We start from the raw sequence: 20,530 nt of genomic DNA on the forward strand, positions 1-20,530 counted from the left end.
ACACAAATTGCCGTCGCCCCTACAGTCGTGCCAACCCCACATGCAAATGCCGGAGACCACGCCATGACTGAACCCATTCTGCTCGAGATCGACGACGGGATCGCGCTGATCACGCTGAACCGCCCGGAGAAGTTGAACGCATTGAGCTACGCGCTGATTGATCACCTGATGGCCGCACTCGACCGCATCGAGGGCGATGCGACGGTGCGCGCGGTGATCCTGACCGGCGCCGGCGAGCGCGCGTTTTCCGCCGGTGCCGACATCAAGGAATTCTCGGAAAGCGTGAGCCAAGGGCCCGCGATCGCGGTGCGCGATTTCGTCCGCCGCGGACAGGCGATGACCGCGCGGCTCGAGGCGTTCAGCAAGCCGGTCATCGCAGCGGTCAACGGGCTTGCCTTCGGCGGCGGCTGCGAGATCACCGAAGCCGTGCATCTCGCCATCGCCAGTGACAGGGCGCTGTTTGCAAAACCCGAGATCAAGCTCGGCATGCCGCCCACCTTCGGCGGCACGCAACGGCTGCCTCGACTGGCGGGCCGCAAGCGCGGACTGGAGTTGCTGCTGACCGGCGATCCATTCTCGCCGGAGCACGCGCGCGAGATTGGGCTCATCAACACGATCGTGCCGCACGATCAGTTGCTGCCGGCCGCGCGGGAGCTGGCCGGCCGCATCACCAGGCATTCCCCGGGTGCCGTCGCCAGCACGATCACCGCGGTGACCCGCGGGCTTAATATGGCGATTGCGGAAGGATTGCTGGTCGAGAGCGAGCAGTTCGCAGCGCTGGTGCCGAGCCACGATCTCGCCGAGGGGCTCGCGGCGTGGAATGAGCGGCGGGCGGCGACATATGTCGGGGGGTAGGTTCACTCACCTACATCCGTCATTGCGAGCGAAGCGAAGCAATCCATGCCTCCACACAAGGAAAGAATGGATTGCTTCGTCGCTTCGCTCCTCGCAATGACGGCGGAGAGACCTCCGCCTACCGCACCACCGCCGCGGTCTGCCCGAACAGCAGCTTGCGCTCTTCCTCGGTGCGGTTCACCGGCTGGCCGAAATTCGGGTTGACCTCCTTCGCCTTGGCGTAGGCCCGTATCGTGGCGGGGCGCGCACCGATCGTCTCCAGCCAGCGCTTCAGATGCGGGAAGTCGTCGATCTCCTGGCCCTGGTTCTTGTACGGCACGACCCAGGGATAGCTCGCCATGTCGGCGATCGAATAATCACCGGCGATGAATTCGCGATCGGACAGGCGCTTGTTCAAGACGCCATAGAGACGGTTGGTCTCGTTGACATAGCGGTCGATCGCGTAAGGCAGCTTTTCGACGGCGTAGTTGCGGAAGTGATGGTTCTGGCCGGCCATCGGCCCGAGCCCGCCCATCTGCCAGAACGTCCACTGGATCGCGTCGTAGCGGCCGTAGAGATCGGCGGGCAGGAACTGTCCGGTCTTCTCGGCGAGATAGAGCAGGATCGCGCCCGACTCGAAGATCGAGATCGGCTTGCCACCGCCCTTCGGCGCGTGATCGAGAATTGCGGGAATGCGATTGTTCGGCGCGACTGCCAGGAACTCCGGCTTGAACTGATCGCCCTTGCCGATGTTGACCGGGAAGATTTTGTACTCAAGCCCGGTTTCTTCGAGAAACATCGTGATCTTGTGGCCGTTCGGCGTGGACCAGTAGTGGAGGTCGATCATGGGGACGATCCTGCGTTGGGCGCGCGCATCCGTGTGCGTCGCGAAAGAAGATGCGATTGCATGAACTTGCGCGCAATGCCCGCGACGAGTCAATGGCGGCCTCATGACAGCGCGTGAATGTGATGAACCCGCCGACGCCGAAATCCCATTGAGCCTCTCTTGAGCCTTGGCGCGATTGGACCTAGGTTCCGCGACTGTTTGCATCACCATTTTCGGGGGATTTTCCATGACAAGAGATTTGGCGCGACGCGATTTCCTGAAGGGCTCGGCGGCGATCGCCGGCGCGGCCGCGGCCGGCGCCTTCTCCTGCGTCGAGATCGCGAGTGCTGCGCCGATCGAGGTGCCGACCGTCGACAAATTGTCGATCCGCGTTCTCGTCGATTCCAGCTTCGACCAGTTCCTGCGGGCCAAGCAGGCCAACGGCGTCTCGATCGTGCCGGCGACGCGCGGCGCCGATTTCCGCAGGTCGCTGCACAATGAATGGGGCCTGTCGCTGTGGCTCGAGTCGGAGGCCGCCGGCAGCCAGCGCACGCTGATGCTGGATTATGGCTACACGCCCGAGGTGCTGCTCAACAACATGGAGCTGGTCGGCGTCGATCCCACAAAGATCGACGCGCTGATCGTCAGCCACGGCCATTACGATCATTTCGGCGGCCTCAACGGCTTCCTGGATAAATTCCGCGACAAACTGCCGGCCGACGTCAGGCTCTATGCCGGCGGCGAGGACAATTTCTGCCACCGCGTCAACGCGACGCCGACGAAAGGCCAGTTCGCCGATTTCGGCACGCTCGATCGCCGCCAGCTCGCAGCCCAACGCGTCACCACGGTGCTGTGCGAAACGCCGACCGTGATCGCGGGCCATGCCTTCACCACCGGCAAGATCACCCGCCGCAGCATCGAGCGCATCCTGCCGCAAACCTGGGTCGAGTTCGGCATCAAAGACGGGCTCGGCTGCAACACCAGCCACTATCTGCCGGCCGAACTGGACGGCAAGATCGTGCCCGACGAGCACATCCACGAGCACGCCACCTGCTTCAACATCAGGGACAAGGGCCTGGTCGTGATCTCATCCTGCGGCCATGTCGGCATCGTCAATTCGGTGATGCAGGCGCAGGAGGTCTCCGGCATCCAGAAGGTGCACGCGATCGTCGGCGGCTTCCATCTTGGCCCCGCGCCGAAGGACTACCTCACCGAGGTGGTCGCCGAGATCAAGAAGCTCGATCCTGACGTGCTGATCCCGATGCATTGCTCCGGGCTCAACTTCGTGCAGGAAGCAACCGCGCAGATGGGCGACAAGGTGCTGGTCACAACCACCGGCAGCCGCCTCTCCTTCGGCATATGATTGCAAATGTTATAAGGCTGGCCATCGCGCTCGCCTGTGTCGGCCTCTGGCTGACGCTGGCGAGCGCGCATGCCGGCGATGCGCCGACGCAGTCGACGCGCTCGGCCGCCGAGATCATGGACATCCTGATGTGGAATCGGGAGCCGGTCGGCGGTCCCTTCGCACTCACCGACCAGACCGGCCACGAGCGCACCGACCGCGATTTCCGCGGCAGATTGATGCTGGTCTATTTCGGCTTCACCTATTGTCCCGACGTCTGTCCGACGGATCTGCAGGCGATCGCGCTGGCGCTCGACGAGCTCGGCAGCGATGCCGACAGCGTGCAGCCGATCTTCATCACCGTCGATCCCGAGCGCGACACATCGGCCCATCTCGCCGAGTATGTTTCGCTGTTCCACCCGCGCCTGATCGGCCTGACCGGCAGCGCGGACGCGATCCGCAAGGTCGCCGACGCCTACAAGGTCTACTACGCAAAAGTGCCGCTCGAGGGTGCGGGCGACTACACGGTGGATCACACCGCCTACATCTATCTGATGGACCGCGACGGCAATTATCTCGGCTTCTTCCCGCCCGGCACCTCGGCCGACCGCATGGTCGAGATCATCAAGCCGCGGCTCAAGGAGCCGGCGCGCTAGATTCCGCCGGCGCGCATCAATGCATGCGGCCGTGCGCGCGCAGGAATCTCTCGCCGACTTCCGTCACCGTCACCCGCAGTCCCTCGACCGACGGGCGGCGCGCGACATAGCCGCGGTCGACGGCGTCTTCCCAGATCGTCAGCCGCGGGCACGAGGTGCGCCAGGTCTCGATCACCTCGGCATAGGGCCGCGGCTCGCGCGCGATCCATTCCACAAGATCCAGCACCAGGGCATCGGTCGTCTCAGCCATCGCATGTCTCCCTCAACGTCCAGAGCATGATCTCGTGGCGGCACCAATATTCCCGCGCTTGGACGGCGCGGGCAAACTGAGTTATCTTGCTCTTGCATCAGTTTTCCTGAGGGTGATGAATGCGGCGGCTGCTGTTTCTCAACGGGATCAAGGCGTTCGAAGCCGCGGCGCGGAGCGGCAGCTTCGCCGGCGCAGGGCACGAGCTCAACGTCTCGGCCGCCGCGATCAGCCGGATGGTGCATCTGCTGGAAGAGCGGCTCGGCGTCGCGCTGTTCGAGCGCAAGGCGAACCGTCTCATCACCACACCGGCCGGCCGCGCCTATCAGAGCGGGCTGACGCCGATCTTCGATGCGCTGGCGAGCCTGACCGCACAGGTCACCGCATCGGCCAGCGCGCGCGTGCTCACTGTCGGCGTCGGGCCCACATTCGCAATGAAATGGATGATCCCGCACCTCGCCGAATTCCGCAAAGCGGAGCCCGATATCGAGGTTCGCATCACCACCGGCGGCATGCAGGCGCCGTTCGGCGACGACTGGAGCTGCGGCATCCAGCTCGGCGACGGGCAATGGCCGGGCCTGGTCGCCGAGCCGCTGTTCGCGGCCGACCTGTTGCCGGTGTGCACGGCGCGGCTTGCCAATGGATTGAAGCGCCCCGCCGACCTGAAGGGCCCGAGCCTGATCCGCGTCGCGCATTCGCCCGACGACTGGCCGTCATGGCTGAAGGCCGCCGGCGTGCCGCGCGTCACCGCGCGCGGACCCGAATTCCAGTTCTACGGCCAGGCGCTGCAGGCCGCGGTCGACGGCCTCGGCATCGCGATGGGCATCCGGCCCTATATCGACGACGACCTCGCCGCCGGCCGGCTGGTGGCGCCGTTTGCGCTCAGCGTGCCGAAGGGGATGCGCTGGTACCTGGTCTATCGCGGCTTCCACGCCGATCAGCGCGACTTCGCCGCGTTCCGGCGCTGGATCATCCGTGCCGCAACCGAGCCCGCCGCGCGCGGCAAGGGAGCGCGCAGTGCCGGTTGAGCGCGTCGATACGCTGGTGATCGGCGGCGGCCAGGCCGGCCTCACCATGAGCCACCGGCTGACGCAGCGCGGCATCGCGCATCTCGTGCTGGAACGGCATCGCATCGCCGAGCGCTGGCGCAGCGAACGCTGGGACGGCTTGACGTTCCAGTTTCCGAACTGGTCGGTGCGGTTGCCGGAGTTTGCATTTCCACACGGCGATCCCGACGGCTTCTCTGCGGTCCCAGCCATCGTCAAATTCATCGAGGACTACGCGGCCTTCGTCGCGCCGCCGATCCGCTGCGGCGTCGCGGTGACCCGGCTGCGGCGCAGCGACGATGCTGACGGCTTCATCGCCGACATCGCGGACGGCGGCATCGCCGCGCGAAACGTCGTGGTCGCCACCGGCCCCTATCAGCGGCCGCTGCGGCCCGATTTGCTGCGCGACCATCCCGGCCTGTTCCAGGTCCACGCCAGCGATTACAAAAATCCCGCGCAGCTGCCTGACGGCGCGGTGCTGGTGATCGGCGCCGGCGCCTCGGGCGCACAGATCGCCGAGGAGCTGCGGCGCGCCGGCCGCCGCGTTTTCCTGTCGGTCGGCCGCCACAGCCGGCTGCCGCGCCGCTATCGCGGGCGCGACCTGTTCCGATGGCTGGCCGATATCGGCATCGACCAGACCCCGGTCGAGCTGCGCGGCCCGACGCGCCTGCTGCCGGTGATCTCGGGCGCCGATGGCGGCCACACCATCGACTTCCGCCGCTTCGCCGCCGATGGCATCACGCTGCTCGGCCGCATCACGGCGGCGCGCGATGGCGTGATCGCGATTGCGCCCGATCTGGCCGAGAGCATCGCCAATGGCGATGCCGCCTACGCGACGTTCCTCGGCGTGGTGGATGACTTTGTGAGTGCGCACAGCCTCGATTACCCCGACGATCCCACAGCCCGCGCCCAACTGCCTGATCCGCCGTGCCTCACCGAGCCGTTGCACCGTCTCGATCTCAGCGCCGAGGGCATCGGCGCCGTGATCTGGGCCACCGGCTACGGCCTCGATCTCGGCTGGATCGAGATACCGGTGCTGGACGCGAACGGCGATCCCAGACACCGCCGCGGCATCTCCGAGATACCGGGCCTGTATTTCCTCGGCCTGCAATGGTTGTCGAAGATGAAATCCTCGTTCCTGTCAGGCGTCGGCGACGACGCCGCCGATCTGGCCGATCACATCGCGGGCCGCCTCTACGCATGATCCGGAAAAGTGGGCACCGGTTTTCCGAAAAGATCATGCTCAAAAGCTAGATTCCACTGCTCCGCACAAATAAAAATGGCGCTGTGTGAACTCATTCACACTTGGCGTCCCACGTGCGTGGTTCGATCCCCGAGGCTGGAAATTTCGAGGTCGCAGATGATTTACGGCGGTTTTGAAATCTCGTCGTTTGAAGTGGGAACAGGGCAATGGCACGCCAGGATTCAACGTACCGATCAAAGGCCGGTCGTCATCGATGGCATTTCGTTTCCGACGCTCGACATCGGCTTTGCGTGGTCCGATCGGGATGCAGCGATCACGGACGCGAAGACGCAGATCGACCGGTTCCGGCAACGCAGTGGCAAGACAATGTCGTCAGCCCAGGTTTCGGCCTGATCGGCAACGCCGTCGTCGCTGTCGTCCCCCGATGCGAAGCTGCCCCGGCGACGCAGATCAGAACCAATTGCCCGGACTGCCAGGCCGAACTCGCCGTGCTGCGCGTGATTCCCGGCCGTGCTGCCGAATACTGGACCCTGCAGTGCGACGGTTGCGGCGGAATCCACCTCGATATCGTCGATAAGCCGCGCGCCTGACGCGCACGACGGCTGCCCTGCTGACAATTGCTGCCAGCGGGGCGCCAGGCCCATATCCTTGCCCCCTTTGCCCTTTTCTCGCTGCCGGACTCGTCCCATATTCGGGGCATGGCGAAGACACCAAGCACTCCGAAAAAGCCCGGCAAAACCCCCAAATCCAAAGCTCACCGGCCCGACGTCCAACCGATCGGGCCGGCGCTGGCCGAGCTGCTGAATCCCGCGATCAACCGCGGCGATGCCGGCATGGGTTCCGGCACCGGATTGCAGCCGCCGCCGGACAATTCCTGGGACCGCCGTGCGGGTGGCGAGGCCGCCGCCCATCGCGCGCGGGCGTCGACGCGCGACACCGGCGAGGACGTCGCCAAGCGCGATGCCGCCGGTTTCGACGAGGCGCCCCAGGCGAATTACGGTACCTCGGCCACGATCCCGACGCTTGATCCCGAACTGGCGCGGCAGCTCGGCCTGCCCACCGCCGAGGATGACGACGAATCGCTGGCGCGGCCGCCGCGTAGCAAGATGGAGGCGTTCGGCGTCAAGGCGACCGCGGACGCGCTGGAGGACCTGATCCGCGAGGGCCGCCCCGAGTTCCGCAAGGATGACGGCTCGACGCAGGTGTGGACGCCACACCGGCCGCCACGCCCGGAGAAATCCGAAGGCGGCCAGCCGTTCGTAATCAAGTCCGAATACGAGCCGAAGGGCGACCAGCCGACCGCGATCAAGGAATTGGTCGAGGGCATCAAACGCAACGACCGCACCCAGGTGCTGCTCGGCGTCACCGGCTCGGGCAAGACCTACACCATGGCCCAGGTGATCGAGGCGACGCAGCGGCCCGCCATCATCCTGGCGCCGAACAAGACGCTGGCGGCGCAGCTCTACGGCGAGTTCAAGAGCTTCTTCCCCGACAACGCCGTCGAGTATTTCGTCTCGTACTATGACTACTACCAGCCCGAGGCCTATGTGCCGCGGACCGACACCTATATCGAGAAGGATTCGTCGATCAACGAGCAGATCGACCGCATGCGCCATTCGGCCACCCGCGCCCTGCTGGAGCGCGACGACGTCATCATCGTGGCGTCGGTGTCCTGCATCTACGGTATCGGCTCGGTCGAGACCTACACCGCGATGACGTTTGCGCTGAAGAAGGGCGAACGCATCGACCAGCGGCAATTGATCGCCGACCTCGTGGCGCTCCAGTACAAACGCACCCAGGCCGATTTCACCCGCGGCACCTTCCGCGTCCGCGGCGACGTCATCGACATCTTCCCGGCGCATTATGAGGACCGCGCCTGGCGCGTGAACCTGTTCGGCGACACCGTCGAAAATATCGAGGAGTTCGATCCGCTCACCGGCCACAAGCAGGACGAACTCGAATTCATCAAGATCTACGCCAATTCGCACTATGTGACGCCGCGGCCGACCTTGGTGCAGGCGATCAAGTCGATCAAGTCGGAGCTGAAGCTGCGGCTCGACGAACTGAACAACCAGGGCCGGCTGCTGGAAGCGCAGCGGCTGGAGCAGCGCACCACTTTCGACCTCGAGATGATGGAAGCGACCGGAAGCTGCGCCGGCATCGAGAACTATTCGCGCTATTTGACGGGCCGCCGCCCCGGCGAGCCGCCGCCGACGCTGTTCGAATATGTGCCCGACAATGCGCTGGTGTTCGCCGACGAGAGCCACGTCACCGTGCCGCAGATCGGCGGCATGTTCAAAGGCGACTTCCGCCGCAAGGCGACGCTGGCTGAGTACGGCTTCCGCCTGCCCTCCTGCATGGACAACCGCCCGCTCCGTTTCGAGGAATGGGACATGATGCGGCCGCAGACGGTCGCGGTGTCGGCGACGCCGAGCGGCTGGGAGATCAACGAGGCCGGCGGCGTGTTCGTCGAGCAGGTGATCCGCCCGACCGGGCTGATCGATCCTCCCGTCAATATTCGCCCGGCGCGCACCCAGGTCGACGATCTCGTCGGCGAAGTCCGCGCCACCGCACAGGCCGGCTATCGCAGCCTGGTCACGGTGCTGACAAAGCGGATGGCGGAAGACCTCACCGAATATCTGCACGAGCAGGGCATCCGCGTCCGCTACATGCACTCTGACATCGACACCATCGAGCGCATCGAGATCATCCGGGATCTCCGCCTCGGCGCGTTCGACGCGCTGGTCGGCATCAACCTGCTGCGCGAGGGCCTCGACATTCCCGAATGCGCGCTGGTCGCGATCCTCGACGCCGACAAGGAAGGCTTTCTGCGCAGCGAGACCTCGCTGATCCAGACCATCGGCCGCGCCGCACGCAACGTCGACGGCAAGGTGATCCTCTATGCCGATCACATCACGGGTTCGATGGAGCGCGCCATCGCCGAGACCGACCGCCGCCGCGAGAAGCAGGTCGAATACAATACCGAACATGGCATCACGCCGGAGAGCATCAAGAAATCGATCGGCGACATCATGAACAGCGTCTACGAGCGCGACCACGTGCTGGTCGAGATCGGCGACGGCGGCATGGCCGACGACGTCATCAGCATCGGCCATAATTTCGAGGCCGTGCTGGGCGATCTCGAAACCCGGATGCGCGAAGCCGCTGCCGACCTGAACTTCGAGGAAGCCGCGCGGCTGCGCGACGAAGTCAAGCGCCTGCGCGCTACCGAGTTGGCCGTGGTCGACGACCCCACCGCGAAACAGCGCACCGTGCAAGGCAAGGCCGGCGCCTATGCCGGCACCAAGAAATACGGCGAGGCCGCGAACCTGCCGGTCAGCGCGCTGAAGAACAAGGCCGCGGCGACATCAGTCAAGGCAAGCCGCGGCGGCAAGTCAGGCTCAAGGGTTCACAAACCCGATCTCGACGAAATGCACGGCCCAGAATCCCTGCCCTTCCGCGACGGCGGCGCGCTTCCTGCAAAGCCGTTCGGCAGCACCAGCCGGATCATCCAGCCGACCGACTCGCGGCAGTCGGGGCCGGAGTTCGGGCCTTCGCCACGCTCCAGCGGCGGCGCGCCGGGGCATCGGGGCGGTTGGAAGAAGCGGTAAAGCCATGACGCGCGCCGAGCTTCTCGCCGTCCTGCGGAAGCTCCGACTCGCGGCGGTCACTACAGCGCCACAGGCCGCTGTGGTCGGCATCGCGGTCACCGATGCACTCGATATCATCTTCGACACGCTGACGACGTCGCGCAATGCGCTAACGTCCGCGCCGATCGTCGGTAGTGTCTCAGGTCGCTTCTCGCCTTTAGGACCTCTTGGCATTTGTTCCACAACCTGTAGAGTGCTTGGTGGCAAGCATGCAAGATTTCCCTTCAGGTGGATCGAGGAAGCGAGACCTACACAAGGAGTCGCCATGTCAATGCGTCCCGTGACCATTGTAGCGTTCGCTTCAATAGCCTTTGGCGTTTCAAGTGCAGCGGCATTCGGAGACAGGGCAGCCATTGCGACCACTAGATTAGAAGTGCGATCGGCTCCAGATGTGGAGAGCAAATTAATTGGGTCGATACGAAAGGGTCGCCTGATAGATTATGGCGAATGCAACGATGGATGGTGCCGAACCCAGATCGGGAGCAAAATCGGCTATGTCCTTCAAGGACTACTAGACGATCAAACCGTGCCAATTGCACCCATCTTGCATCCTGAGAAATAAGCGAATACCGCTTCAAATTTCAAACTTAGACATTACGCGATCACCGCACAGCGCTGGTGATCGACTGGGACGCAAACCAGACCCTGTCTCAGTTCTTCTTAGAAAAATGCACCGGATCCTTAAGCAGCTCGTTTGGCTTTATCCAATAGCCGTCCGACTCCCCGGCTACGAGATCGGCATTACTCGCCGTGAAGCCCGATATGAACAGACCTGTCCGCAATCGGGCCAAACACGCAAACAACCCAGTCTCTTGATTTAGATCGTATCGGTACTCAAATGTTTCTGACGAATTCCATTTGCCCTGCACCAACGTGCCGTATTTTGGCATGATCTCTAGAAGCTCGGCCGGTACCCCGTCTTTTGAAAAATCTTCCTTCGTTCTCCAATGCGCCGACACTCGCCCAGAATTTAAAAGTGGCTTCCTAAAATGTTCGAAATGGAGGCAAAGCGTGGCCTTGTGCGCAAAAATATTGAATTGCTTGATTGTTTGAGGCCCGATGGTCATCAATGCAGCATCATCAGGAACCATCACGCCGTAGCTTCTGAGATGCTCCATTGCATTTTTTCGATCCAATTGATCCAACTTCGTCCATTCCTCAATCAATTCTGGGGCTTGCTTTCTCACCTGGTTCGCTAAGCGACTGTGATCCCGCCGCTCTTGTTCGGGGCTATCGTAATTCCATCGGCTCAACATGGCCGCGGTGAGATCGGCCTTACTCGTTCCACCGTTGCATTCGTTGCAAGCGGGCATCACTAACCGATCCGGACGGTGTGACTGATCAAATAAGGACTTCGGTGGCATGTGTTCGCGGGTCGCGCTTGCCCGATCGCCCCCGCACAAAGCGCAAATCGGAAACTGTGTAGTGAACTTCTTGGTGGCACTTTCCTTGAGTTTCGCCTCGCCCAATGTACTTCTCCCACGGATCAAGTACTGTTACGCTAGTTGCATATCACGACTAACGCTCGCCCTATCACTTCGAAACTCGGCTTCGAAGAATCCCAATCAACCTACACCAGCGGCTCGCAAAGCGCCCGCACGTGGACGGAGGCCTGGGTCAGGGCTTGGGCTTACTGTCCGCATTGCGGCAATGCGAAGTTGTCGCAATTTCCGAACAACAGTCCGGTCGCAGATTTTCTGTGCGGATCATGCAGCGAGGAGTTCGAGCTCAAGAGCCAGAAAGGCAAGTTCGGTCCCAAGGTAGCCGATGGCGCCTACAAGACGAAGTGCGAGCGCCTTGTCGCGAGCAACAATCCCAATCTTCTGTTGATGAACTACGATCTGAAGACGCTCGCGGTTGTCAACCTGCTCATCGTCCCGAAGCACTTCTTCGTGCAAGATATCATCGAAGAACGGAAGCCGTTGAAGCCAACCGCGCGGCGCGCCGGGTGGATTGGGTCCAACATCCTGCTTGGGCAGGTCCCGGAATCGGGAAAAATCCACATCGTCCAGAACGGTGTCATTCGGGACAAGGAGCTGGTTCTCGCCGATTGGCAGAAGACGCTGTTCCTCAGAAGCGAGTCGCTGGAGTCCCGGGGCTGGCTGCTCGATGTGATGAAATGCGTGGAGTCGCTGGGCAAACATGAATTCACGCTCGAAGAAGTCTATGCGTTCGAGCGGCATCTCGGCGATCTCTATCCGGGTAACCAGAACGTCCGGCCGAAGATACGCCAACAACTTCAGTATCTGCGTGACCGTGGATTCATCGAGTTTGTTTCGCGAGGCAATTACCGACTGAAATCGTAAGGGTTCGCCATGGCCTGGTTTCTGAATCTCTACCGATGTGCGCGCTGCAAGAAAGTTTGGACTGACGAGTGGTCTTGCACGTGCGACGACGATTGCCCGCATTGCGGCGCACGGCATATGTCGCCCTTCACCAGCGAAGACTTGACTGAGCTTGTCGCGCAAGAAGGCGACGAGTTCGTCGCTATTCGTTCACCCGACTCGGCCGAGCATGATCCGGACTATCGCGAACTTGGCCGGTTTCCGACGCGCGCGAAGGCTGAGGACTTTCTGAAATCGACTGATTTTGTCTAGCTATCCAAGGTGGACCGGCGGACGATGGCAAGCGCCGCCAGCGCGACGGGCTAGCCGATGCTCGCGACGGCCACTGCCAGCAGCGACAGCATGATCACGGTCGTCACGAGTTGCAGCGAGACCCGCGGCTGGCTTCGCCACTGCGCGACTTTGTCAGACACCGACAGGTTCGCGTCGAAGAACACCGGCTCGGAGGCCTTCCGGAACAGGATTGGGAATTTCGAGACCAGCCAGGGCGTGACGGCGGCATAGACCAGCGCAGCAAGCACGACAAAGATCGCCGCGCCGCCGCGTTCGCCGACGATCTCGTGGGCGCCGACGACCTTGAGGATCAGCACGGCGGCGGAAAATGTCGGCAGCCCCTGGAAGATGGCGGTCAGCGCAAAGCCTTCGAGCCGGTTCTGCGCGGGTGATTTCGGTGCAGTGTTGGCGTTCATGGCGGCGTTCCCTTGTGAGGCGATAGGATGATCCGATGCCGCCAAGCTAGTTGCGCGGAGCACGGCGCGACGTGATGTGTGTCACGCGCGCGGGGGACCACGCAGCCCCCACGTCATTGCGAGCCACCCGGTCGGCGCGAAGCGCCGCCGGATGACAGGCTCCGCGAAGCAATCCATCGTTCCGCGTATATGGACAGATGGATTGCTTCGTCGCTATCGCTCCTCGCAATGACGGGAGGAACGACCTGTGACAAGATCAACACGACGGGCAACTCAGCCGAAAACCTGTCAACGCCCTCAAGAGAAAATATTTCGGTTTTCAGGAACTGCAACTCAGTGTATAGATATGCCCGTCTCACCCGATGAGAGGGGCGTGCGCACGTCACGAACGCGCGGTGGGATGCGGTGGACGTCGATTGCGCAACTGACGAGAGCGCATGAGGCGGACGGTGAAGTCGTGTGGTCCCGAGCCCCTAAGGCAGGTTGAAAGTCCGCGAGACGCGAGAGCGTCTTGCTGGCGACGGTGACAAAAAAGCCCGGTTTCGCCGGGGAGAGCACGTATAAGCCGTAACCCATCGCGCAGGGAATGCCGGAGTGCCTCCGCTGAACCTGTATGCTCGTGTGCGCTCTGTTTTCTACCTTTGGCACACGGGACCGCGGGTGCAGCGTGCACCCGGCATTCCCTGCGCCCTCTTGATTCAGAGGGTGAAACGGAAAGTAAAGCTCGGGCAAATCATGTCGCGGGGATGCGGATGCTTGACTCACAGACCGAGCAACAAATTCGGTGTCGTCCCGGGCTTGACCCGGGACCCATAACCACCGCTCGTCCTTGTCTTGCGCGCTGGGGCCACCGCCTCCTTCAACAACACAACCCTGTGGTTATGGGTCCCTGCTTTCGCAGGGACGACAGCTGTGTATGCGGCGCCTATACCGTCCTGTGCCTCACTTTACAGCTTGTCCTGCTGCGCCGGCTGAGCCTGTTGCTGCTGCTGTTGGTCGCGGGCCTGCTCCTTGGCGTGGTGGCGGCCGTAGAGGCAGCCGGCGGCGGCGCCGAGGACGCCGTGATGGCCGGCATAGTGGCCGGCAACACCGCCGACGACGGCGCCCTTGATGCAGCCCTTGGCGTCGGCGGGAGACGTGGCGGTGAACGCTATGACGGCAATGGCGGAAGCGAGAAGAACTGATTTCATGATACGGCTCCGATGGAATTCTGACGCATCAACGGTCGAACCGCCCTGCGGGTTCCATCTCCCTTGCTGCGGCTCAGTTCAACTTCTTGCCGCCATCCGTCACGCCGTCGAGAAACGCACCAGCCTCGCGGTTGAGAAACTCGACGTCCGTCGGAAAAAAACCGCCGGCCGAGGCGTGGCCGGTCACGCTGCCGGGGCTGATCGTCTTGATCGTCACGTCGGCAATGTTCTTGCCCATCTCCTTCGGCTCGAAGTCGGGATTGAGCAGGTCCTTGGTGCCGGTCATGATCAGCGTCTTCGCCTTGATCGCGGCCAGCGCCTTCGCGGTGTCGCCGCCAAAGCCCGGCGTGGTGCCGACATCGTGCCGGTCATAGGCCCAGCTCTGGTAGATCCAGTCGTTGGCATCGAACAGCGGCAGCAGCGCGGTCTCCTGCTGCTCCATCCAGGGCAGCACATCGGGGCCGCTCTTGAACTGCCCGGCATACATGTCGGGCGTGCGCGCCGCGAGCAGCGCGACGATGTCGCGGAACAGCCGCACGCCCTTCTCCGGCGGGCTTACGTAATTGCCGTCCTGCCACGCCGGATCGTTCATGATCGCCTTGCGCGAGGCCTCCATCACCGCGACCGACCAGGCCGGCGTCTTCGAAAGCGGCACGATCGCGACCAGCGCGTCCATGTAATCCGGATGGCTGACGCCCCATTGCAGCGCCTGCATGCCGCCCATCGACGGGCCGATCACCGCAACGACACGGTCGATGCCGAGCTTCTCCTTCATCAGCCGCCACTGCGATTCCACCATGTCGCGGAGCACGAATTTCGGGAACTGCATGCGCGGCTGCGCCTTCGAATTGCTCGGCGACGTGGTGAAGCCGTTGCCAATCGCATCGGTGCAGACAATGAAATATTTATCGGTGTCGAGCGCCTTGCCGGGGCCGATCATGAAATCGAGCCGGTGATGATTGCCCGAGATCGCCGTCACCATCAAAATGGCGTTGGACTTCTTCGCATTCAGCGTGCCGTGGGTGACGTAGGAGATCGAAAAATCCTTGATCGCCTCGCCGCTCTCGAGCTTGAGGTCACCCTCATTGTAGAGCTGGTGTGGCGGTTGCTGCGGCGTATGCGCGAAAGCAGGCAACAGCGAAGCCGGGCCGGCGAGCAGCAGTGCTGCCACGGCGAGGTGGGCGATGCGAATCATTGGTCTCTCCCCATTGCGGCGGCTCTCTGCGGCCGCCTTCCGGTGCGGAGGATACGTGCCGGAAGGGTCCCGGCAAGGCCGCGGAACAAAGATTTGGCGGCCGCGGGGCATGGAATAATTCGACCCTGCCGCGGTTGCCTGAGCCTTCGCGCGATCCGGTTTGTTCGCGCATGGCAGCCGTGCTTGCACGCCATGGTTGCTGAACCAAACCGCGGCCTGCGGCGTCAAAATCAAACAACCACTTGCCGGTTGATCGTGGGCCAGTTCGGTCCACAATGTGGGGCGGGTCGGGGAAACCGGCGGAGTCGACCATGGGCGAGGATTTGAACCGACAGCGCGTGCTGAACTTCCTCGACGTCTATTATGCCGGCGGCATCGAGGGCGCGCTCGATCGCTGCACCGACGACATCGCGTTCCTCGCCAATGCTCCGATCGACATCCTGCCGCATATGGGCCAGCACCGCGGCAAGGCGGCGCTGCGCCAGATGTGGACCACCATCCACACCCGCTATTCCGACATGCGCTACGAGGCGCAGAACCTGGTCTGCGAGCGCGACAAGGTCGCGGCCCAGTTACGGGTGTTCCTCCGCAAGCGCGACAATGCGCGGATGGTGCAGTTCGACGTCGCCGTGTTCTACACCCTGCGCGACGGCCAGATCGCCGAGATCCGCGAGATCATCGACACCTTTGACCTGGTCCAGCAGGTGCTGGAACGTGACGTCGCGGAGGTGCTGACGGGCCAGAGGGGTACCGGAACTTAGGCGGTTGTAAATTGCGCACCGGCTTTGAACCTGATCGACCCGACGCCGACCTACCACAGGGCCTGTTACGGGCGTCGGAACTGAAACCACCATGAAGATCGCGTTGCTGGCGCTGCTTGGCCTTGCATTGGGCGCCCTCGGCGGAGCGGCGCTGGGCATCGGGGCCGGGCTCGCCTGGGTCGAAATCTTCAAAACCACGGATTTTGAAGGCTATAGCGGCATGCTGGTGTTCTTCACCTTCATGCCGCTGGGGGCCGCGATCGGGGGCATCGGCGGCGCCCTGCTGTTCGCGGTGATCGCGATCAGGGACGCCGAAATCGTGGTCGAACGGCAGCCGGCCCGGCAGCACGACCGCTGAAAAGCCGTAAAAACCCGGGGCTCGTTCACATTCCGGTAAAATTCCACGCAATTGTGCAATGCAAAATTCGCAATTGCGTTTTGGCCGATCTGCCCTATTTGAGGGCGTAATAGTGAAATGCAGCAACCTGGCATGGCGTCGGCGCTGACGCCCCAAGCCCGTTGCTGTCTCGAAATCCAGTTTCAGGAACCAGCGAAAATGACAGAGCACAGCCTCTGGCGTTTCTCGCGCGCATTGCATCGCGCGATCAACGAACGCCAGCTTGATGACCTTGAGCCCCTGCTCGACGATGAGGTCGACTGGGCGATCTATGGACCGATCGACATGTTTCCCTTCTTCGGCGCGCGCCGCGGCAAGGAAGCCGTGCTCGAGGTGATCCGGCAGATCGGCGAGAACGTGCGGGTCCACCGCTTCGACCGCGAGTCGATCATGCTGGGCGTCGACTCGGCATCCTCGATGATGCGCTATTCGCTGACGGCGCTGGACTCCAACAAGCCGATCTCGCTGCGGATCGCGCATTTCGCGCAGTTCAGGGCCAGCAAGCTGACCAGCTTCCGCGTGCTGGTCGACACTTTCGACCTCGTCGAACAGACCGTGGGCTATCCCATCCATCTGCCACGGATGGCGGTGTAACGCTCAACGATCTCTCCAGCTTCGCCATGTCCGGGCATTCGCCCGTCCCCTGCGGCTCGTCTTTGCCAGCCCCGGGAAGGGCCGCAAGGGCACGGGGCATCCGGCGCGACAACGCGCCCCTGCCCGGACATGGCGAACCATCGTTCTCAAGGTCTTGGTTCTCACGATCCAGCCGCCATAATTTCGCACCACGACATCAGCAAATTACGGCTCTGGAATTCGCGGGCTGGGAATGACTTTCGCATCACGATTTGGCTGGGCAAGATTGCTTGGCTGGACAAGGCTGCCGATGCTGGCGGCCGGTTTGACCTTGGCGATAGCGGTTTCGGCTGCTGCCCAAACACCTCCTGCTAAAGACGGAGCTGACGAGGCGACCGAAGAGGCCGCGCCGCCGGCTGAGACCGCGGCCGACGCCAATGACGTCGACATCCTGAAGGATATCGACGAGAGCAAGCTCGACTGGAGCCAGCTCAACACCGATCCGACGACCCTGCCGGTGCTGGCACCGAAGGGCGCGGCCAAGGTCAATGGCGGCGCCGGCAGCAATCCGGCCTGGTCGTCCAACCTCAATGGCAACGGCACGTCGGCGGTGTCGGTCAAGCAGTCGGTCTCGCCGTTCCTCGATACGCGTGTGGGCGCCGACATGACGGTCGCAAGGCAAGGCACGACGACGTCGGAGCAATTGTCTGAAAGGCTCGCCAATGGCGGCAGCCTGCCGCAATCCGGCGGCTCGGCCTGGGCTTCGATTACCGCGCCCGGCGTGGCTTCGGTCTGGGACAAGACCTCGGTCGAAGCCCGCATCGATCCGGGCGCCGATCAGAGCAAGATCGGCACCTCCTTAAGCAAACAGGTGCCGCTGTCGGACAGCTATTCGGTCACGCTGCAGAACGGCATCAACATGACCCAGCAGGGCGTGGTGCCGGTGCCCGGCATCGTCAGCCGCCCGACCCGCAGCTACGACGCCGACCAGTCGGCAAAGCTGTCCGTCAACGACACCGGCACCAGCATCACGGCGGGACAGACCTCGACCTTCGACGACAAATGGCTGCGCCGGGTCGGCGCCGAGCAGAAGCTGCTCGACGGCGTCACCGTGTCGGGGTCGATCGGCGAGACCGCGCAGGGGACGACCAGCAAGAGCATCAGCGCCGGCTTCAAGCGGACGTGGTGAACGGTTCGTTAGCCCTGTCGCGCGAATGATCAACCATTGCCGCATCTCGGCCCAGATGCGGTCAAATTCCGCAAGCCACATGGGCGTGCCAACTATCAATTCGTCGTGCGGGGGACAGCCGCGCTGCGCTACGCGACACAGGGGAAAGCCGATGAACGCCCGTTCCGAAACCATTGATGCTGAACCGACCACCGAGGTCGACAGCAATCTCGCCGCGGTCACCGAAGTCGAGGCCGGGATCCGCGACTTCGTGCGCAACGACATCGCCTATCTGCGCCGGGCGCCGGTGACCAGCCCGGAAACCGCGCCGCTCGAGCCGAACACCGACGCCACCGTCAACAACGTCAACTCGCTGATCCAGCGCGTCGCCGGCACCTCGCTCGCCGAGATCGAGAAGCTGATCTCCGAGCTCGAGAGCCTGCGCGATCTCCTGCATGCCGAAGGCCAGCGCGTGCAGCGCGAGATTTCCGGCTATGCCCAGCTCAGCCAGGCCGCGATGAAGTCGACCCGGATGATCGCCGACAACGTCTCGCAGTGGAAGCGTGCCGCCGACGGCCTGCGCAACAGCTGATCCAAAACAGTTATAAAACTGACATCCGCCGCCTCTCCCCGAACGGGAGGCGGCGGCTTCGTTTCAAGACTAGAGCACTTTCGGTTCTGATTGAATCAGAACCGAAGTTCTAGATTCTTGTTTTGACGCGTTTTCTTCACGCGAACCGGTGTCCACTTCGCTCGAAAACGCTCTATTTTGCGCCGGATGGCCGCGGTTAACGTGGCCGAAACGCCGCGCGGGCAATACTTTTCAACATTGATTTGAACTTTAGTTGCGCAGACCGCGACCAAGCAGCGGCGCCCCGTCGAGGCGGCCGGCACGTCTTAGGGGCCCAATCCATGCAGAGCGTTCGACCTGACAACACCGATCCCATCCCGCTGCGCCAATCGCAGCAGAGTGTCGGAACGATCATGATCCGGTTTGTCGGATTGCTGCTGGCCGTGACTGTGGTGATGGTGCTGATCTGGAACCGCTAAGATCGCGCCCTGATCAGCGATCGGGCGCTATAGTTATCGGAGACCGAGTCAGCGATTGATGCTCGCGGTCGTCTCGAACGAATAATTGCCGTCGGCGAAGCCTTTCACGACGAGGCCGGTGGCCAGCATCACGACGAGCGTCACCGTTGCGAAGATAAAGCCGACCAGTTTCAGCGCGCTGCGATCTGCCATTGTCACACCCTGAAGTTCTTTCCCTGAGGTTCTTGCTCAAAAGCCATAGGCAGGGACAAAGGTTCAGAATGCGTTAGCAAAAAATAGCTTCCGCGCAATGCACAACCGCAGGGGTGCGTAGAAGTAATCCGCTAACCATGGCGTTCGTGCAACAGATCAGATGCGCGCGTGCAACATCAGGAACCGGGATTGCGCCGCGGCACGAAGGCGGTCGCGAGGAACGAGAACGCCATTTCGCCGCGCTGATTGGTGCCGGTGTTGCGCGCCTGCAAAATGCCCCATTCGGGACGGCTCGATGAGGTCCGCTTGGTCTCGACCTGGTTCGAGAAGCTGATGGTGTCGCCTGACAGCACCGGACGGATCCAGCGCAGTTCGCGGAAGCCCGGCGAAGGTCCCCACACCGCGACCGTCTCGCCGCGCGCAGCGGCCTCTGCCGATTGCCGCTTGCCGTCGGCGACCAGCAGCTTCATGCACACAGCGGCGACGTGCCAGCCCGAAGCTGCGAGCCCGCCGAACAGCGACTTGCGTCCCTCCTCCTCGTCGAGGTGGAACCGCTGCGGATCGAACTGCCCAGCAAAGCGCTTGATGTCCTCCGGCGTGAAGGTGAACGAACCGAAGTCGCGCCGGTCGCCGATCTCGATGTCTTCAAAGAAACGCATGCCGTCCTCTAACTACTCACGCCGTTACGGCGGGCTACGATGATCGGCGACTCCATCTCGCACAGCACCTCGCCCTTCGCGTTGCGGATCGTGCCCTTGAAGGTCACGATGCCGGTCTCCGGGCGGCTCTTCGAGACGCGGGCTTCGGTGACGTCGACATCAAGCGTCAAATCGTCGCCCGGACGCAGCGGCGCCATCCAGCGCATCTCGTTGACGCCGGGCGAGCCGAGCGAGGCGGTGCGGCCGATGAAGCCGTCGAACAGCATCCGCATCATCAGCGAGCCGAGGTGCCAGCCCGAGCCGGACAGGCCCTTGAGCATGGATTTCTGCGCCGCCGCCTCGTCGAGATGCATCGGCTGCGGGTCGTATTCGGCGGCAAAGGCGAGGATCTCCTCGCGCGTGACATGGCGCGGGCCAAACGTCCCGAAGCGGCCGGGCTTGAAATCTTCGAAGGTCAAACTGGTCATGGGGTGAGGATATGCTGGAGGGAAGCCCGATTGTGGCCG

Annotated in this window: 25 protein-coding genes; 16 read left to right on the forward strand and 9 right to left on the reverse strand. The window is 62.9% G+C overall.

Annotated elements, in window-relative coordinates; all coding sequences use genetic code 11:
• The first annotated feature begins 63 nt into the window (after positions 1–63).
• Complete coding sequence (locus UP09_RS16995; RefSeq protein WP_044539394.1) at positions 64–855, forward strand: crotonase/enoyl-CoA hydratase family protein; 792 nt, start codon at positions 64–66, stop codon at positions 853–855.
• Between the two features lie 118 nt (positions 856–973).
• Here the strand turns inward: UP09_RS16995 and UP09_RS17000 are convergent, their stop codons facing one another.
• Positions 974–1,681, reverse strand: a complete 708-nt coding sequence (locus tag UP09_RS17000; protein WP_044539395.1) for a glutathione binding-like protein — start codon at positions 1,679–1,681, stop codon at positions 974–976.
• Positions 1,682–1,907: 226 nt separating this feature from the next.
• Here UP09_RS17000 and UP09_RS17005 point away from each other — a divergent pair, with 226 nt between their 5' ends.
• A complete protein-coding gene (locus UP09_RS17005; protein ID WP_044539396.1) occupies positions 1,908–3,023 on the forward strand; it encodes an MBL fold metallo-hydrolase in 1,116 nt (371 codons plus the stop codon).
• Positions 3,020–3,658, forward strand: coding sequence for an SCO family protein (locus UP09_RS17010; protein WP_044539398.1), 639 nt, complete (start codon positions 3,020–3,022; stop codon positions 3,656–3,658). The genes UP09_RS17005 and UP09_RS17010 overlap by 4 nt, the downstream gene beginning before the upstream one ends.
• A gap of 16 nt (positions 3,659–3,674) precedes the next feature.
• Here the strand turns inward: UP09_RS17010 and UP09_RS17015 are convergent, their stop codons facing one another.
• On the reverse strand, positions 3,675–3,908 hold the full coding sequence (locus UP09_RS17015) for a hypothetical protein (protein WP_044539399.1): 234 nt from the start codon (positions 3,906–3,908) through the stop codon (positions 3,675–3,677).
• 119 nt (positions 3,909–4,027) lie between these two features.
• On the opposite strand from UP09_RS17015, the gene UP09_RS17020 reads away from it, so the two are divergent.
• The 5 genes from UP09_RS17020 (at position 4,028) to UP09_RS39010 (ending at position 10,367) form a co-directional block, all read left to right on the forward strand.
• A complete protein-coding gene (locus tag UP09_RS17020) occupies positions 4,028–4,933 on the forward strand; it encodes a LysR substrate-binding domain-containing protein (protein WP_044539400.1) in 906 nt (301 codons plus the stop codon).
• Positions 4,923–6,155 carry an NAD(P)-binding domain-containing protein gene (locus tag UP09_RS17025; RefSeq protein ID WP_044539402.1) on the forward strand — a complete coding sequence of 411 codons (1,233 nt, stop codon included), beginning with the start codon at positions 4,923–4,925 and terminating at the stop codon, positions 6,153–6,155. Before UP09_RS17020 ends, UP09_RS17025 begins: the two co-directional genes overlap by 11 nt.
• Before the next feature lie 156 nt (positions 6,156–6,311).
• Positions 6,312–6,548: a hypothetical protein gene (locus tag UP09_RS37035; protein WP_082070169.1), complete on the forward strand. Its 237-nt coding sequence runs from the start codon at positions 6,312–6,314 to the stop codon at positions 6,546–6,548.
• Between the two features lie 305 nt (positions 6,549–6,853).
• Positions 6,854–9,766: an excinuclease ABC subunit UvrB gene (gene uvrB, locus UP09_RS17035; RefSeq protein ID WP_044539404.1), complete on the forward strand. Its 2,913-nt coding sequence runs from the start codon at positions 6,854–6,856 to the stop codon at positions 9,764–9,766.
• A gap of 310 nt (positions 9,767–10,076) precedes the next feature.
• Positions 10,077–10,367 carry an SH3 domain-containing protein gene (locus tag UP09_RS39010; RefSeq protein ID WP_502689060.1) on the forward strand — a complete coding sequence of 97 codons (291 nt, stop codon included), beginning with the start codon at positions 10,077–10,079 and terminating at the stop codon, positions 10,365–10,367.
• Between the two features lie 88 nt (positions 10,368–10,455).
• On the opposite strand, the gene UP09_RS17040 is transcribed toward UP09_RS39010, so the two are convergent.
• Entirely contained in the window at positions 10,456–11,274 is an 819-nt protein-coding gene (locus tag UP09_RS17040) for a hypothetical protein (protein WP_044539405.1), read from the reverse strand.
• Positions 11,275–11,310: 36 nt separating this feature from the next.
• Between UP09_RS17040 and UP09_RS17045 the strand changes: the two genes are divergently transcribed.
• Together UP09_RS17045 and UP09_RS17050 are read left to right on the forward strand one after the other, a co-directional pair.
• A complete protein-coding gene (locus tag UP09_RS17045; protein WP_245302019.1) occupies positions 11,311–12,111 on the forward strand; it encodes a DpnI domain-containing protein in 801 nt (266 codons plus the stop codon).
• 9 nt (positions 12,112–12,120) lie between these two features.
• Complete coding sequence (locus tag UP09_RS17050) at positions 12,121–12,402, forward strand: hypothetical protein (RefSeq protein ID WP_044539406.1); 282 nt, start codon at positions 12,121–12,123, stop codon at positions 12,400–12,402.
• Between the two features lie 50 nt (positions 12,403–12,452).
• On the opposite strand, the gene UP09_RS17055 is transcribed toward UP09_RS17050, so the two are convergent.
• The 3 genes from UP09_RS17055 to UP09_RS17065 form a co-directional block, all read right to left on the reverse strand.
• Positions 12,453–12,839 carry a hypothetical protein gene (locus UP09_RS17055; protein WP_044539407.1) on the reverse strand — a complete coding sequence of 129 codons (387 nt, stop codon included), beginning with the start codon at positions 12,837–12,839 and terminating at the stop codon, positions 12,453–12,455.
• A 947-nt stretch (positions 12,840–13,786) separates the two neighbouring features.
• Positions 13,787–14,029 carry a hypothetical protein gene (locus UP09_RS17060; protein WP_044539408.1) on the reverse strand — a complete coding sequence of 81 codons (243 nt, stop codon included), beginning with the start codon at positions 14,027–14,029 and terminating at the stop codon, positions 13,787–13,789.
• Between the two features lie 73 nt (positions 14,030–14,102).
• On the reverse strand, positions 14,103–15,224 hold the full coding sequence (locus tag UP09_RS17065) for an alpha/beta fold hydrolase (protein ID WP_044539409.1): 1,122 nt from the start codon (positions 15,222–15,224) through the stop codon (positions 14,103–14,105).
• Positions 15,225–15,535: 311 nt separating this feature from the next.
• Between UP09_RS17065 and UP09_RS17070 the strand changes: the two genes are divergently transcribed.
• The 6 genes from UP09_RS17070 (at position 15,536) to UP09_RS38155 (ending at position 19,173) form a co-directional block, all read left to right on the forward strand.
• A complete protein-coding gene (locus tag UP09_RS17070) occupies positions 15,536–15,985 on the forward strand; it encodes a nuclear transport factor 2 family protein (protein WP_044539410.1) in 450 nt (149 codons plus the stop codon).
• A gap of 91 nt (positions 15,986–16,076) precedes the next feature.
• Positions 16,077–16,343 (forward strand): hypothetical protein, encoded by a 267-nt coding sequence (locus UP09_RS17075; RefSeq protein WP_044539411.1) that lies wholly within the window; start codon positions 16,077–16,079, stop codon positions 16,341–16,343.
• Between the two features lie 198 nt (positions 16,344–16,541).
• Positions 16,542–16,976 carry a nuclear transport factor 2 family protein gene (locus UP09_RS17080; protein ID WP_044539412.1) on the forward strand — a complete coding sequence of 145 codons (435 nt, stop codon included), beginning with the start codon at positions 16,542–16,544 and terminating at the stop codon, positions 16,974–16,976.
• 289 nt (positions 16,977–17,265) lie between these two features.
• Entirely contained in the window at positions 17,266–18,144 is an 879-nt protein-coding gene (locus tag UP09_RS17085; protein WP_044539413.1) for a hypothetical protein, read from the forward strand.
• A gap of 151 nt (positions 18,145–18,295) precedes the next feature.
• Positions 18,296–18,715, forward strand: coding sequence for a hypothetical protein (locus tag UP09_RS17090; protein WP_044539414.1), 420 nt, complete (start codon positions 18,296–18,298; stop codon positions 18,713–18,715).
• Positions 18,716–19,035: 320 nt separating this feature from the next.
• Positions 19,036–19,173, forward strand: a complete 138-nt coding sequence (locus UP09_RS38155; protein WP_197082685.1) for a hypothetical protein — start codon at positions 19,036–19,038, stop codon at positions 19,171–19,173.
• 48 nt (positions 19,174–19,221) lie between these two features.
• On the opposite strand, the gene UP09_RS38160 is transcribed toward UP09_RS38155, so the two are convergent.
• From UP09_RS38160 to UP09_RS17105, 3 genes are all read right to left on the reverse strand, one after another.
• The gene (locus UP09_RS38160; RefSeq protein WP_044539415.1) at positions 19,222–19,365 is read right to left on the reverse strand and encodes a hypothetical protein; all 144 of its coding nucleotides are present in this window, start codon (positions 19,363–19,365) and stop codon (positions 19,222–19,224) included.
• A gap of 176 nt (positions 19,366–19,541) precedes the next feature.
• Positions 19,542–20,024 (reverse strand): MaoC family dehydratase, encoded by a 483-nt coding sequence (locus UP09_RS17100; protein WP_044539416.1) that lies wholly within the window; start codon positions 20,022–20,024, stop codon positions 19,542–19,544.
• Between the two features lie 8 nt (positions 20,025–20,032).
• A complete protein-coding gene (locus tag UP09_RS17105; RefSeq protein ID WP_044539417.1) occupies positions 20,033–20,491 on the reverse strand; it encodes a MaoC family dehydratase in 459 nt (152 codons plus the stop codon).
• Positions 20,492–20,530 lie beyond the last annotated feature (39 nt).

It is taken from the genome of Bradyrhizobium sp. LTSP885, from assembly GCF_000938305.1.
GTDB lineage: Bacteria > Pseudomonadota > Alphaproteobacteria > Rhizobiales > Xanthobacteraceae > Bradyrhizobium.

Coding starts and splice junctions, on each gene's coding strand:
- UP09_RS16995 (WP_044539394.1), top strand. CDS start 64: ATGACTGAACCCATTCTGCTCGAGATCGACGACGGGATCGCGCTGATC.
- UP09_RS17000 (WP_044539395.1), bottom strand. CDS start 1,681: ATGATCGACCTCCACTACTGGTCCACGCCGAACGGCCACAAGATCACG.
- UP09_RS17005 (WP_044539396.1), top strand. CDS start 1,908: ATGACAAGAGATTTGGCGCGACGCGATTTCCTGAAGGGCTCGGCGGCG.
- UP09_RS17010 (WP_044539398.1), top strand. CDS start 3,020: ATGATTGCAAATGTTATAAGGCTGGCCATCGCGCTCGCCTGTGTCGGC.
- UP09_RS17015 (WP_044539399.1), bottom strand. CDS start 3,908: ATGGCTGAGACGACCGATGCCCTGGTGCTGGATCTTGTGGAATGGATC.
- UP09_RS17020 (WP_044539400.1), top strand. CDS start 4,028: ATGCGGCGGCTGCTGTTTCTCAACGGGATCAAGGCGTTCGAAGCCGCG.
- UP09_RS37035 (WP_082070169.1), top strand. CDS start 6,312: ATGATTTACGGCGGTTTTGAAATCTCGTCGTTTGAAGTGGGAACAGGG.
- uvrB (WP_044539404.1), top strand. CDS start 6,854: ATGGCGAAGACACCAAGCACTCCGAAAAAGCCCGGCAAAACCCCCAAA.
- UP09_RS39010 (WP_502689060.1), top strand. CDS start 10,077: ATGCGTCCCGTGACCATTGTAGCGTTCGCTTCAATAGCCTTTGGCGTT.
- UP09_RS17050 (WP_044539406.1), top strand. CDS start 12,121: ATGGCCTGGTTTCTGAATCTCTACCGATGTGCGCGCTGCAAGAAAGTT.
- UP09_RS17055 (WP_044539407.1), bottom strand. CDS start 12,839: ATGAACGCCAACACTGCACCGAAATCACCCGCGCAGAACCGGCTCGAA.
- UP09_RS17060 (WP_044539408.1), bottom strand. CDS start 14,029: ATGAAATCAGTTCTTCTCGCTTCCGCCATTGCCGTCATAGCGTTCACC.
- UP09_RS17065 (WP_044539409.1), bottom strand. CDS start 15,224: ATGATTCGCATCGCCCACCTCGCCGTGGCAGCACTGCTGCTCGCCGGC.
- UP09_RS17070 (WP_044539410.1), top strand. CDS start 15,536: ATGGGCGAGGATTTGAACCGACAGCGCGTGCTGAACTTCCTCGACGTC.
- UP09_RS17075 (WP_044539411.1), top strand. CDS start 16,077: ATGAAGATCGCGTTGCTGGCGCTGCTTGGCCTTGCATTGGGCGCCCTC.
- UP09_RS17080 (WP_044539412.1), top strand. CDS start 16,542: ATGACAGAGCACAGCCTCTGGCGTTTCTCGCGCGCATTGCATCGCGCG.
- UP09_RS17085 (WP_044539413.1), top strand. CDS start 17,266: ATGCTGGCGGCCGGTTTGACCTTGGCGATAGCGGTTTCGGCTGCTGCC.
- UP09_RS17090 (WP_044539414.1), top strand. CDS start 18,296: ATGAACGCCCGTTCCGAAACCATTGATGCTGAACCGACCACCGAGGTC.
- UP09_RS38155 (WP_197082685.1), top strand. CDS start 19,036: ATGCAGAGCGTTCGACCTGACAACACCGATCCCATCCCGCTGCGCCAA.
- UP09_RS38160 (WP_044539415.1), bottom strand. CDS start 19,365: ATGGCAGATCGCAGCGCGCTGAAACTGGTCGGCTTTATCTTCGCAACG.
- UP09_RS17100 (WP_044539416.1), bottom strand. CDS start 20,024: ATGCGTTTCTTTGAAGACATCGAGATCGGCGACCGGCGCGACTTCGGT.
- UP09_RS17105 (WP_044539417.1), bottom strand. CDS start 20,491: ATGACCAGTTTGACCTTCGAAGATTTCAAGCCCGGCCGCTTCGGGACG.